A 12909-nucleotide genomic window follows, 5' to 3' on the forward strand; every position below is an offset into this window, starting at 1 on the left:
TTCACACCCCCGAGGACCTCCGGCAGGTCGCCGCGAAACTCAACCGCCGGCCCCGGCCCACCCTGAACCTGGAAACCCCAGCCAACCGGCTGAACCAGCTGCTGCACGCAGCCTAACCCCCTGCGTTGCTCCCACTGATTGACTTTGCCACGGGATTATGGGCGCTAAGTGACCCCGCGTTGATTGTTGGGGGTGGAAACCCGTGCGGTAGTCAGTAGGCTTATCGTCATGGATGAGCACGATTCGCCCGGGACCGGCCAATGAGGCTCCGTCACAGCAACGCATCCGGCCGCGGATACCGCCGGGTCCCCGCCGGGACCGGGTTCAGCTATAAGGACCTGGACGGGTCCACCCTGCCGCCGGGACCCGTGCGGGAGCGGCTGGAGGGCATCGGGATCCCGCCGGCCTGGACGGACGTGTGGATTGCCCCGTACGACAACGGGCACATCCAGGCCACGGGAGTCGACGCGGTGGGCCGGCGGCAGTACATCTACCATCCGAGCTGGCGGGAGCGGAAGGACCGGCTGAAGTTCGACCGTTCGCTCCAGCTGGCCGAGACCCTGCCGGCCGCACGCCGCCTGGTGACCATGGACCTGCGCTCCGAAGGACTGACCCGGGAACGGGTACTGGCGGCCGCCTTCCGGATGCTCGACAGCGGGTCGCTGCGGGTCGGCTCGGAGCGCTACACGAACGAAAACGGCAGCCACGGCCTCGCCACCCTGCTCTGCGCCCACGTCAAGGTCCGCAAGGACGAACTCCGGCTCAGTTTCCCTGCCAAGAGCGGCAAGACCTGGGAGTCGCGGATCGCCGACGCCGACCTCGCCGCCGTGGTGCGCCTGCTCAAGCGGCGCGGCGGCAAGGCCCGGCTGCTGGCGTACAAGGAAGGCCGCAGCTGGCATCCGGTCTCCAGCGCGGACATCAACGAGTACGTCAAGGAGCGCACGGGGGAGGACTTCACCGCCAAGGACTTCCGTACCCTGCGGGGGACGGCGGCTGCAGCCGTCAGCCTGGCGCAGAGCGGCCCGCAGCCGAAAGTCGCGGCCCGCAAGAACGCGGTGAGCCGCGCCATGCAGGACGCGGCCTCTGTGCTGGGCAACACGCCCTCGATCGCCCGGAAAAGCTATGTGGATCCGCGGTTGCTGGACCACTTCGCGGAGGGGGAGACGATCGACCCGAAGCGGCCGGATTCCGCCGAGTCCGAGATCCGCGCCCTGCTGTACCAGGAGGGCGACGTGGTTCCGCTGCGGAAGGCCGCAGGCTAGTACGTCCGCACCGCGGGTTTCCCCGCCTCGTTAGAACTGCCCGTTGATGAACCCGATGATGATCGCCGTCCACCAGCACAGTTGCGAGATCAGCAGGCAAGACACCAAGTGCATGCGCTGGCCGGCAGACAGGTCCCCGAATGCGGTAGGAGAAGGGAGCCGAGCAAGCCGCCGCATGAGCGGAATGAGCATGATCCCGTTCAGGCTGAGCACGAGGACGGCCGCGAGCTTGATGTCGGTCATCGGGTTGGTCAGGTGCGGGTTCAAGAACACGCCGGTGGCCAGCAGGCCCGCCAGCCCGCCCCAGATCAGCGGCGTGGCTGCCCCGTCCAGCCGGATTATTTCGGCCAATTCACGCCGGCCGAGGAGCCACAGGAAGCCATGCCAGTCCACCAGGATGATGGCGCCGAAGGCCACCACCAGGAACAGTACGTGCAGCACGACGGCGATGCTGTGGACAAAGGTGTCAACGTGGACTGCGGTGGAGAGCGTGACGGACAACAGCCAGGCCACGACGGCCGCAAGGCACAGGCCGAACACGAGGCGCCGCGTGGACCGCTCGGATTCTCGGTGCCTTCTGAGGGTGCGTCTGCTGACCGGGATGTAACTCATGGCATACCTCCGCGGGACCTGCCAACGGTGGCCGTACCAGCCCCGCCCGGGAGTAGCTCCACGATAAGGCTGCGCGTTGCCTCCATCAAGGGAACCGCAACAGCGACGTTCCGCTACATCCGGCCGAAGCGCGCCCGGACCAGGGCGAACACCCCGTAGGCGATGAACCCTGCCCCGATCGCCAGAAGCAGGTACGGGCCGAAGGGGTGGTCCCGGAGTGCCTTGAGGCTGCCGTCCAGACCGGTGGAAGAACCGGGGTTGTTGGTCGCCGCGGCAATGACGAACAGCAGCCCGGTAAGGATCAGCGCCAGCCCTTTCGCCGCGTGTCCGGTGACTCCAAGCACGCTGATCAGCCTGCCGCGGTGGGTCCCTTCGAAGTGGTGCAGTTCCTCCTTGAACTTCTTTCCGAAGCCCTTGACGATGAAGTACACGCCGATCCCGATGATGGTCAGCCCGAGGCCCACCAGAGCCGGCGCCCCGAACGGCGACTGGACCAGGGCTGTGCTGAAGTCCCGCGTCGAGTCGCCCGAATCGCCGCGCTGGCCGAGCGCGAAGCCCGCGAAGCTCAGCCCGACGCTCCCGTACGCAATGGCCAGGAAGCCGGAGGAAATGAGTTTGCCCAGCTGCTCGCCGCGCGGCAGGTGGCGGGCCCGGAGGGTCGCTTCGCTCAGCTGCCACAGCGCCAGCCCTGCACAGGCGATGCAGGCCGCCCACATCACCGCCGGGCCCCAGGGGTTGGCGGCGAGCTGTTCGATGGCGCCGGAGGGTTCAGCCTGGCCGGGCGCGCCTAGGGCCAGCGCGACGGCGATGGCCCCGATCACGATGTGAAGCAGTGCCATCACGGCGAACCCCGAACGTGCGACGACGTCGAGCCAGATGCTGTCCGACGCCGCCTCGGCGGCGTCGGCGGCGTCGCCGATGGCGGCTTCGATCCCGGAGTCTTCTTTTGCCATGTCGATGCTGCTAATCCTCATCCGGTCTGATGGAACCGTGTTCTGCCCGTGGCGGTGTTAATGTTGGGCCGATTCTACGCGGGGCCAGCCGGTAACTGCTTGGACTATCACCTTGTTGCTAAGTGTGCTTACCATAGCCGAGTCATGCATGGCCCTGCTTGTGGACATGCCGCGGACCGGCAGCCTCGCTGCCCCCGCTATTCGGATTCGAAGACCGACGATAGGAAGTTCAACATGGCAGGTAATCTTGTTGCCCGATCCATTCACGACCTGACGGCAGCCGCTTGGTTCGGCGGTTCTCTGATGGGTGCCATCGGACTTAACGGTGCTACGGCTGAGGCCAAGGACCCGGCGGAACGGGCGCGCCTGTCAAGCCTCGGCTGGAAGAAGTGGGCGCCGTACCAGGGAGCGGCGTTAGGGGCGCATCTTCTCTCGGGACTCGCCATCATCTGGGAGAACAAGGGGCGGATGGCCAAGCAGGACGGCGTCACGCGGCTGAGCGTCTACAAGTCCGCCGTCACCCTGGCCGGTGCGGCGGTGACCCTATACGCCGGCCTGCAGGGAGCCAAGGTGGAGAAGCTGGCCGCCGAGGGTGCCAAGGGCGCCACCGAGCCCAAGCCTCAGGCCTCCGACGAACTCCGTTCCGCGCAGCAGCAGTTGAAGATCCTCCAGTGGGTCATCCCCGTGTTCGCCGGCTGGGTGATTGTTCTCGGCGCAAAGCACGGCGAAATGCAGCGCCCCAAGAACGTCCTCATGGGCCTTGTCCGCTAGCACCCGCACTCCAGAACCACCACATAACGTTGAGGGCCGGAACGTCGCGTTCCGGCCCTCAACGTTATGTGACGCGCTCAGGCAGGTACCGGGGCAGCCTGGACTTTGGCCTTTTCGCCCGCGTGCACGGCCCGCAGAATCAGCTTGAACAGTTCGCCAAGAAGCAGCAGCACCACGGCCGGCACCAGGCAGATCAGCCACTGCGCGCCGGTCAGCGAAACGGTGCCGAACAGCTCCTGCAGTACGCGTACCTGGGTGATCAGCATCGAGCCGACAAATGCCCAAGCAAAAGCCCAGAGCAGCTTCGGGTTGGACAGGGTGGAAGGCCCGAACGCGCTTTCCTCGGGGAAACGCAGGTTGAGCGCTACCGAAATGTTCATCAGTCCCAGGCCAACTATGGCCATGGTCTGGCCGACCTCCAGAGAACCGTAGCTGGCCTTGCCGATCTGCACGAGGATCAGCGTGGCGGCCGCCATGAATAGGCCGACGACGAACAGGCGCACCATCATCGACCGGACGATGATGGGCTGGTTGAACGGCCGCGGCTTGCGGTCCATGATGCCCGGCGTCGCGAGGTCCAGGCCCATCACGGCCCCAATCGGGGCCACGATCGCCATGTGGATCCACAGCACCTGCGCCGGGCTGAGCAGCGCCGTGCCGGCGATCGCGAACGCCGACGAGCCGATGAAGGCCAGGATGAACATGTACAGGTTGGCCACCTGGATGCGGATGAACTTCTGCAGGTTGTCATACACGAGCCGGCCCTGCTCGACCGCGGTCACGATAGTGGCGAAGTTGTCGTCGGCGAGGATCATCTTCGCCGCTCCCTTAGCGACGTCGGTGCCCGTGATGCCCATGGCAATCCCGATGTCGGCCGCGGCGATGGCCGGTGCGTCGTTCACGCCGTCGCCGGTCATCGCGACCACGTTGCCCTTGCGTTTGAGCACCTCGACCAGCCGGACCTTGTGCTCCGGCGCCACCCGGGCGATCACCCCGATCCCGTCCACCTGGCTGTCGGCCTCGGAGTCGCTCAAGGCCGCGAACTCGGCACCGGTGACCGCGCGCCCGCGGATGCCCAGCTCGTCCGCGATTGCCGCCGCGGTGATGGCGTGGTCGCCGGTGATCATCCGGACCCGGATGCCGGCGTGTTTCGCCTTGGCGATGGCGGCCACGGCCTCGGCCCGCGGCGGGTCTACCTCGCCAATCAGCGCCGAAATTTCCAGGTCCTGCATCAGCGCCATCAGATCGCCCTCCGGCTGGAAGGTCGCGGGGTCGAACTCGCGCTGCGCCAGGGCGAGCACCCGCCGGCCCTGGCTGGCAATGCGTTCGTTCGCGGCCAGCACTTTCCCCCGCATTTCATCGGTGAGGGTCTCGGTGCGTCCGCCCGGCATCCGCCCGGATGAAGACCTGTTGAGCACGACGTCGGGCGCGCCTTTCACGTAGGCCCGGATCACGGGCCTGCCGTCGGCGCCGGGCATCCGGTGGAAAGTGGCCATGAACTTGTAGTCGGAGTCAAAGGGTACGGACGCCACCCGCGGATTGTTCCTGCGGAACTCCCGGACGTCAACGCCGCCTTTCTGCGCGAGCACGTACAGCGCCGCCTCCGTGGGGTCCCCGATCACTTCGCCGTCCTCGATGTCCGAGTCGTTGCACAGCGCGCACGGGAACATCACGTAGTCCAAGTCGCGTTCGGCGTCGCCGGCGGTCCGTTGGATCTGGCCGCTGAAGCTGTAGCCCTCCCCGCTGACCGTGTAGTGGTGCTGCACTGTCACGAATTCCCGCACCGTCATCTGGTTCAGGGTCAGGGTGCCGGTCTTGTCGGAATTGATGGCCGATGTGGAGCCCAGCGTCTCGACCGCAGGCAGGACCTTCATGATGGCGTTCTTCTTGGCCATGTTGACCGAGCCCACCGACAGGATGGTGGTGACGACGGCGGGCAGCGCATCCGGGATCGAGCCGACCGCCAGGGCCACGCCGATCCCGAAGAGCACCGCAAAAGTTTCGCCCTGGGCCAGGCCCATCACGACGATCGCGAGGAAAGCGAAGAGGGCCGCGATGATGATGAAAATCGTGAGCCGGTCCACCTGTTTGGTGAGCGGGGTTTTCTCCTCTTTTTGGCCGGACAGCATGTGGGCGATGTGGCCGACCTCTGACCCCATGCCGGTGGTGGTCACGAGGATTTCGCCGTGGCCCCGGGTCACGTTGGTGTTCATGAACGCCATGTTCACGCGGTCCCCGATGCCGACCTCGTGCCGGCTGATGGCTGCGGTGTCCTTTTCGACAGCGACGCTTTCGCCGGTCAGTGCGCCCTCCTCGATCTGGAGGGTCGCCGCCAGGATGATCCTGCCGTCGGCAGGGACACGGTCACCGGCATCGACCACCACGATGTCGCCCGGCACAAGCTGCTCGGCGGGGATCTCCGCCATGTCACCGTCGCGGCGCACCTTGGCCATCGACTTCATCATCTTCCCCAAGGAAGCGGCGGCCGCCTCGGCCTTTCCTTCCTGATGGTAGCCCAGCCACGCGTTGAACAGCGTCAGCAGGGCCAGCCCGATGGCGGTCCCGTACTCCCCGATCAACAGGCTGACCAGGGCGGCGACCACGAGCACGATCTGCATGTAATCCCGGTAGTGCTTGAAGAACCGCTTCCAGACCGGTTCCGGCTTCGCGGCGGCCAGGGCGTTCGGGCCGTACTCCTGCAGCCGCTGCTCCGCCTCTGCCGCGCTCAACCCGGTGGCCGGGTCCACCTGCAGCTCGGCCGCCACCTCCGCGGGGGCCAGCGCGTACCAGGTCGCGTCCGCGTCGGGTGCAGCCAACTCTGCTGCCGCTCCGGGATTGTCGGTCATGACTTCCTCCTCATCGCCGGGACGCTGCTCAGAATGGTGTCGGGATGTGCCGGACTGCCAGCGCGAGTTCACGGTAGTCGCCGGCCTTCTGCCGCTTGGGGAGTTCGACGTCGAGCCCCGGGTACGGCTCGTAGGGCACCTGGCTGAGCAAGTGGCTGATGATGTTGAGCCGGCCGCGCTTCTTCACGTCGTTGTTGGCGACGTACCAGGGTGCCCAGGCGGTGTCGGTCGCTTCGAACATGGCGTCCCTGGCCCGGGAGTAGTCGTACCACCGTTTGTAGGACTTGAGATCCATTGGAGACAATTTCCAGGTTTTGCGGGGATCATCCATGCGACTCTTGAGCCGCCGGGTCTGCTCGTCAGCGCTGACCTCGAGCCAGTACTTGATCAGGATGATTCCAGCGTCGACCATCGCCTTCTCAAATATCGGAGTCATGTTGAGGAATCGCTGGGTCTCCTCCGGGGTGCAGAAGTTCATCACGCGCTCCACACCCGCACGGTTGTACCAGCTGCGATCAAAGATCACCACCTCGCCGGCCGCCGGGAAGTGGGACATGTAGCGCTGGAGGTACATCTGCGATTTCTCCCGCTCGGTCGGCGTGGGGAGCGCCACCACCCGGAACACCCGGGGGCTCACCCGCTCGACAATGCGCTTAATCGTTCCGCCCTTGCCGGCCGTGTCGCGGCCCTCGAAGACGATGCAGACCTTGGCTCCGGTGGCCTTCACCCACTCCTGCATGGCGACCAGCTCACCTTGCAGGACGGCCATCTCCGCTTCGTACTTCTTGCGGGGCATTTTCTTCCCGGCTCGCTCGTCCTGTCCGTCGGCGCGCTTGTTCTTTTTCTTCTTCTTGCCCACTATCGACCTCCTGGCGGCGTACTTGCTGGGGCAATTCACAACACCCGGCAAGACTGGCACCCGACGAGACTGTCATTCGATGAGGCCGGCACCTTCGTCCCCGGGGACAGGGCCTGAAGTGCAGGCACCCTGTCGCGGGCACCTTCGTATAGCGTCCTACCACTCTTAGTGTTGACCGAGGTCGGAGCCCGGTCTACGGCACTAAGACCCTATTGGCGTGCCCGAGGAACCACGCCCCACGGCCGAGCCGGCCCCTGCTGCTGGGCGCAGGGGCCGGCCGTCTGGAGTCGGCGTTGACGCCGATCATGACGGGAATCCGCGTGATCGCGAGCCTGGCCGCGAGCCGGTGCGCGAGTGGCGGCCGCCACTGAGACAGAGCATCTGCTGGCCACCTTGGGAAAACCCTAGGGACTACTCCTGGAGCCACTCCGCGCAGGAGTTCAGGTTCCGGGTGACGCTCTCGACGGCGGCAGCCTCGTCCCGGGCAGCAATCGCGGCCACGAGTTCGTCGTGGCCCTCGAGCGGCAGGCCGTTGAAGCCTCCCCGCCGCTGTTGGCGGAGCAGATCATTGTGGAAAACGCTGCCGAAGCTGACATACAGCTCATGCAGCAGCGGGTTGGCGGACGCGTGCGCCACGCGCACATGGAAATCCCAATCGGCGCGGGCCCACGCAGGATAGTCCCCGGCCAACCAGGCGGCACGGCGTGCGGTGAGCAAACCGCGCAGGGCGGCGAGGTCGTCGTCGGTCGCATGACGGGCAGCAAGCCGGGCTGCCTGGGTGTCCAGCCCGACCCGGACCTCGAGGATGTGTTCCTGGGAGTGGTCCTCATACATCCGCTGCGTGGCACCTGCGATCTCGCTCGTGGCGCGGACGTACGTGCCGTCCCCGCGGCGGACCTCGAGCATGCCGCTGTGGGCGAGCGCTTTGATGGCCTCGCGCAGCGTGCCGCGGGAGACCCCGAATGCGGCCATCAACTCAGGTTCGGCCGGAATGCGCTGTTGCAGGGGCCACTCACCCGAATGGATCAGGGACCGCAGCTTGGCGGTGATTTCCTCCGCCAGCGGCGGCCGGTGCGAGGCAGTGAGTGTCATCGCAGTGTTCCTTCTGCAGAGTGCGCCGTTCCTTCGGAAGTGTTCGCAGGTCCTTCTGACGAGTGTGCAGCGGCGCCCCGCAGCTCGGCGGCCCGCAGTTCCTTGGCGCGCAGCTCCTTTGGTCCCGCCGACAGGAGGTGGCCTACCGCGATCTGGCCGAGGGCCACTGCCAGCAGGAGGGCCAGGGGCAGCGTCCAGGAGTTGGTGGCGCTGTGCAGCAGGCCCATGCCGAACGGCCCGAGGGTCGCGAGCAGATACCCGGCGGACTGGGCCACGGTGGACAGCGCGGTGGTCTCGGCCGTGGTCCGGCCGCTGCGGCTGATCATCACCATGACCAGCGGGAAGATACCGAGACCGAAGCCCAGCAGCACCGCGGTCAGTGAAGCCCAGGCGGCTGGCAGGACCAGCATGGCCAGGACGCCGAGGGCCATGGTCACGGTGGCCAGGTAGAACGCCGTCCGCAGCATCCGGGGTCGTGAGCCGATGGCGACCAACACCATGCCGGCGGGGACGGAGACGAGCTGCATGAGGCCGAACATGAGCCCGCTATCGGAGGCGGTGAGGCCCATCGTGACCAGCATGTAGGGGAACCAGCTGAGCACGGCATAGGCAAGGAGTGCCTGCACGGTGAAACCTAGGGTGATCAGCGCCCCGGTGCGGGTCCGCAGCAGGGGCCAGGGGGAAATCCGGGCGGCCTTGCCGGTGGACGCGTTGCGGTGGGCGTGCACCGCAATCGGAATGAAGCCGAGGCAGGCGCCCAAGGCCAGGAGGCCGATCGAACCGACGCCCGCCGAGGGAGAGCCAAGGGCGTGCGCCACCGGAACGATCAGCACGGCGGTGACGGTGGCACCTGTGGTCATGGTCAACGTGTAGACGGCGGTCATGAGGGACGTGCGGTCCGCGAAGTGCACCCGGATGAAGGAGGGCATGGCCACGTTGCAGATGGCCAGCCCGGACATCCCCGCCACGGTGCCGGCCAGCAGCATCCCGGTGGACGGAACTCCGCGGAGCAGCAGCCCCGCCGCCAGCATCACCAGGGAGAGCAGGATGGCTTTTTCCAGCCCCAACTGCCGGGTGAGCCAGGACGTGGCAGCTCCGGCCACCGCGAAACACAGCGTGGGGATCGAGGGGATCAAGGCCGCGATCAGCGGTCCGTAGCCCAGGACAGCCTGCAGGTCGTGGAAGAGCGCGGCGGCGCCGGTGATTCCGGCGCGCAGGTTGAGCCCGATGAGCACGAGGGCCACGACGCCGGCCACGATCACGCCGCGCGGGCGGGCCTCACCGGGTGGAGCTGTCTGGGAAAGTGCGGAAACCGCCGTGCTGCTAGCCATGTCTAAAGGTTAGACGTTTGATGTTTGGGGGTCAGCCTTTAGTGGCGAATATCTCGGCAAGTGACGCGTTCCGGAGGGCGATGCCGGTGCCGGCGCGGTGGGTGTCAGCGCGGGTGCCGGGCGCTGAGCCGCTGCACCGCCAGGGCGAGCCAGAGCTGCACCCGGTCCGCCGTTTGTGCGGGGTCGTAGCCGGTGAGTTCGGTGATCTGCGCCAGCCGGTAGCGGACCGTGTTGCGGTGCAGGGTGAGTTCCTCGGCGACGGCCGCCACCGAACCGTTGTTGCCGAGATAGCTTTCCAGTGTGGCCATGAGTTCGGCCCCGTGCGCCACGTCAAAGGCCCGCAGCGGGTTCAGCGATTCGTTGGCCATGTCCGCCAGCGGAACGTCCTCACTGGCGAGCAGCAGCGAGGTCAGGCTGAGGCGCTCGGGCTCGTTGACCGGCAGGCCGTGGCTGGCCGCGTCGCGTGCCTCGAAGTAGCTCCAGCGCAGGCCGTTGGGCTTGGTGTAGGCCCCGCCGATGCCGATCGTCGCGTGGATCCCGGCCTCCGCCAGGTGGTCGCTGAGGCTGCGGGCGAGGGCGCTGGCGCCGCTGCCGTCGTCGGGCATCACCACCACGAGGTCCTTCCCGACGACGGCGCTGACCGCCGCCTCGAGCGGCTGGGGCAGGGAAGAACTCCCTAGCTGTTTCTGGTGGGCGGCCGATTCGGCGAGCAGGACCACGTTCTTGCGGGTGCTGTTGATGCCGACGCCGGCGAGGCGCCGGGTGGCTTCGGAGGCCTCCAGCGTCCCGTGGATGACGTCGTCCAGGACCTGGCCGGCCAGCGCCCGCTGGGCCTGCCGCTGCTTGACCATGTTGTTGAGCTCGACGCTGATCAGGTTTTGGGCGTAGCCCACGATGCCCGAGTCCTCGAAAGGTTGCTTCACCCACAGGGTGCAGGCATCGCGGCGGCCCGTGGGGATGGGATAGGACGCCCAGCCCTCGGCCTTGGGCGGCGGGTGGCCGGACACGCTGTTGTACAGCTGGGCGGTGAACTGGGTCAGGACGATCTCGGTGCGCAGCATCGAGCCCAGGTGCTTCAGGAGTTCGGCGAGGCCGCCGCCGGTCAGCAGGGCGCGGGCCAGGATCTGGTGCCCCGCGATGAGCCGTTCGAGCTTGACCAGGTGGTCCGCAGACTGGGCGTCGGCCACGAGCTTTCCGATCGCGATGAATGGCGTTTCGTACGGCACTTCCACTACCGGCAGCCCCCAGCGGTTGGCCTCGGCAATCAGGGCCGGCGGCACGGCGTCGTGCGTCAGCCCGACCCCAAACCCGATTCCCACCGCCCCTGCCCGCTGCACCTGACGCACGAACCGGCGCTGCTCCGCGGCGCTCTTGAGCCGCATCCCCGTCGTCAGGATCAGTTCACCGCCGTTGAGGAAGCGCTGCGGATCCTCCTGTTCGGTGACCGCAACCCAAAGGATGTCCTGATGCCAGGTGGTTTCGGCGAGGCCGGCCTTGGTGAGATTCAGGGACGGAACCCCCAGCAGGGCAGCGAGTGAAATGGCCATGGATTTAGGATAACCGGGTGCTGGTCAAGCGCACTAAAGTGTGGCGGACATGGTGTGCAGGTGCCTATTCCCTGACTTGCACAGCTGGCATAGGCTCGTGACCAGTCACACATCCGTCATTGGCAGTAAGAAAGAGGTTGTACACCGTGGTTCAAACCTTGCAGAACTTCATCAACGGCGAGTTTGTCACCCCCGCCGGCACCGGGTTGCTGCCCATTGTGAACCCCACCAACGGCGATGTGGTGGCGCAGGCGCCGATCTCGGTGCAGGCCGACGTCGACGCCGCCATGACGGCAGCCAAAAACGCGTTCAAGACCTGGAAGCACACCACCCCCGGGCAGCGGCAGCTCATGCTGCTCAAGCTCGCGGATGCCGTCGAGGCCAACAGCGACGAGCTGGTGGAGGCCCAGCACCGCAACACCGGCCAGGTCCGGTCCCTGATCGCCTCCGAGGAAGTCGCCGCAGGCGCTGACCAGCTGCGCTTCTTCGCCGGTGCCGCCCGCATCATGGAAGGCAAGTCCGCCGGCGAGTACTTCGAAGGCCACACCTCCTACGTGCGCCGCGAGCCGATCGGCGTCGTCGCCCAGGTTGCCCCGTGGAACTACCCGTTCCTCATGGCCATATGGAAGATCGGTCCCGCCCTGGCCGCCGGCAACACCGTGGTCCTCAAGCCCTCGGACACCACCCCGGAATCCACCCTGGTGCTGGCCCGGCTTGCCGGTGAGATCTTCCCAGCCGGCGTCCTGAACGTCGTCCTGGGCACCGGCGAGACCGGCGCCATGATGGTGGAGCACAAGGTCCCGGGCCTGGTCTCCATCACCGGTTCTGTCCGCGCCGGCATCGCCGTCGCCTCCGGCGCCGCCAAGGGACTCAAGCGCGCCCACCTGGAACTCGGCGGCAAGGCCCCGGCCATCGTCTTCGCCGACGCCGACATCAAGAAGAGCGCCGCGGCGATCGCCGAGTTCGCCTTCTTCAACGCCGGCCAGGACTGCACGGCCATCACCAGGGTCCTGGTCCAGGATTCGGTGCATGACGACGTCGTCGCCGCCATGGTGGAGCACACCAGGACCCTGCATACGGGCTCGCAGAACGACGAAGACAACTACTTCGGCCCGCTGAACAACGTCAACCACTTCAACGCGGTCACCTCCGTTGTGGAGCAGCTGCCGGCGAACTGCAAGATCGAGACCGGCGGCCACCGCGCGGGCGAGAAGGGCTTCTTCTTCGAGCCCACGATTGTCACCGGCGCCAAGCAGACCGATGACATTGTCCAGAAGGAAACGTTCGGCCCGGTCATCACGGTGCAGAAGTTCAGCACCGAAGACGAGGCAGTGGAGCTGGCGAACGACGTCGAGTATGCCCTGGCCTCCAGCGTCTGGACGTCCAACCACGGCACGGCCATGCGCCTGAGCCGCGACCTCGACTTCGGCGCCGTCTGGATCAACACCCACATTCTCCTCACCGCCGAAATGCCGCACGGTGGCTTCAAACAGTCCGGCTACGGCAAGGACCTGTCGATGTACGGCGTCGAGGACTACACCCGCATCAAGCACGTTATGTCTGCGTTGGACGCCTAACGCAGCCGCATAGCGCAGCCGCCTAAAGCGGATGCATAACGCGGCTGCCTAGCTCACCC

Annotated in this window: 10 protein-coding genes; 3 read left to right on the forward strand and 7 right to left on the reverse strand. The window is 66.6% G+C overall.

The annotated features are described in order from the left end of the window. The first annotated feature begins 260 nt into the window (after positions 1–260). A complete protein-coding gene (locus tag AC1DEM_RS00005; RefSeq protein ID WP_476882540.1) occupies positions 261–1262 on the forward strand; it encodes a DNA topoisomerase IB in 1002 nt (333 codons plus the stop codon). 30 nt (positions 1263–1292) lie between these two features. Here AC1DEM_RS00005 and AC1DEM_RS00010 read toward each other — a convergent pair whose 3' ends face one another. Together AC1DEM_RS00010 and AC1DEM_RS00015 are read right to left on the reverse strand one after the other, a co-directional pair. Then, the gene (locus AC1DEM_RS00010) at positions 1293–1874 is read right to left on the reverse strand and encodes a hypothetical protein (RefSeq protein ID WP_476882541.1); all 582 of its coding nucleotides are present in this window, start codon (positions 1872–1874) and stop codon (positions 1293–1295) included. Positions 1875–1987: 113 nt separating this feature from the next. Next, positions 1988–2827 (reverse strand): DUF1206 domain-containing protein, encoded by an 840-nt coding sequence (locus AC1DEM_RS00015; protein WP_476882542.1) that lies wholly within the window; start codon positions 2825–2827, stop codon positions 1988–1990. Positions 2828–3061: 234 nt separating this feature from the next. Between AC1DEM_RS00015 and AC1DEM_RS00020 the strand changes: the two genes are divergently transcribed. Continuing rightward, positions 3062–3598 carry a hypothetical protein gene (locus AC1DEM_RS00020; protein ID WP_476882543.1) on the forward strand — a complete coding sequence of 179 codons (537 nt, stop codon included), beginning with the start codon at positions 3062–3064 and terminating at the stop codon, positions 3596–3598. Positions 3599–3675: 77 nt separating this feature from the next. Here AC1DEM_RS00020 and AC1DEM_RS00025 read toward each other — a convergent pair whose 3' ends face one another. The 5 genes from AC1DEM_RS00025 to AC1DEM_RS00045 form a co-directional block, all read right to left on the reverse strand. Beyond that, a complete protein-coding gene (locus tag AC1DEM_RS00025) occupies positions 3676–6444 on the reverse strand; it encodes a cation-translocating P-type ATPase (RefSeq protein ID WP_476882544.1) in 2769 nt (922 codons plus the stop codon). A gap of 28 nt (positions 6445–6472) precedes the next feature. Next, complete coding sequence (gene ppk2 / locus AC1DEM_RS00030; RefSeq protein WP_476882545.1) at positions 6473–7303, reverse strand: polyphosphate kinase 2; 831 nt, start codon at positions 7301–7303, stop codon at positions 6473–6475. Between the two features lie 411 nt (positions 7304–7714). Further along, the gene (locus AC1DEM_RS00035; RefSeq protein WP_476882546.1) at positions 7715–8395 is read right to left on the reverse strand and encodes a FadR/GntR family transcriptional regulator; all 681 of its coding nucleotides are present in this window, start codon (positions 8393–8395) and stop codon (positions 7715–7717) included. Continuing rightward, positions 8392–9726, reverse strand: coding sequence for an MFS transporter (locus AC1DEM_RS00040; RefSeq protein WP_476882547.1), 1335 nt, complete (start codon positions 9724–9726; stop codon positions 8392–8394). Before AC1DEM_RS00040 ends, AC1DEM_RS00035 begins: the two co-directional genes overlap by 4 nt. A 104-nt stretch (positions 9727–9830) precedes the next feature. Further along, the gene (locus AC1DEM_RS00045) at positions 9831–11273 is read right to left on the reverse strand and encodes a PucR family transcriptional regulator (protein WP_476882548.1); all 1443 of its coding nucleotides are present in this window, start codon (positions 11271–11273) and stop codon (positions 9831–9833) included. A gap of 146 nt (positions 11274–11419) precedes the next feature. Between AC1DEM_RS00045 and AC1DEM_RS00050 the strand changes: the two genes are divergently transcribed. Further along, on the forward strand, positions 11420–12850 hold the full coding sequence (locus AC1DEM_RS00050; RefSeq protein WP_476882549.1) for a gamma-aminobutyraldehyde dehydrogenase: 1431 nt from the start codon (positions 11420–11422) through the stop codon (positions 12848–12850). The last annotated feature ends 59 nt before the right edge of the window (positions 12851–12909 follow it).

The organism is Arthrobacter sp. 05T420 (assembly GCF_056396305.1).